Annotated in this window: 1 protein-coding gene; it reads left to right on the forward strand. The window is 57.3% G+C overall.

Annotated elements, in window-relative coordinates; genetic code table 11:
* On the forward strand, positions 1 to 301 hold a 301-nt coding region (locus tag EYB48_RS19020; protein WP_230405316.1), incomplete at its 5' end, for an energy transducer TonB.
* Position 302: the final 1 nt, after the last annotated feature.

The following is a 302-nucleotide window of genomic DNA, read 5'->3' on the forward strand; positions in this document are numbered from 1 at the left end:
GTCCACCGGCCCGGTCAGCGTAGCACCTGTGATCGACTTCAATGTGGGCGGTTGCAAACCGGAATACCCACGCGCCTCGCTGCGTAATGAAGAAACCGGTATCACCACCTTGGCCGTACTGATCGGTGCCGACGGTACCGTCGCCGACGTCAAGATCGAGAAGTCCAGTGGCTTCCGCGGTCTGGACAATGCGGTTCGCTCCCAGTTGTTATCAGGCGCCTGCAAAAACAAACCAGGCACGGTTGATGGCAAGCCTCAACAAAGCTGGACCAAAGTCCAGTACGTCTGGAAGCTGGATTAAG

Origin of the sequence: Cognatundibacterium crateris (assembly GCF_010078235.1) — a bacterium.
Classification (GTDB): Bacteria; Pseudomonadota; Gammaproteobacteria; order Burkholderiales; family Burkholderiaceae_D; genus Undibacterium; species Undibacterium crateris.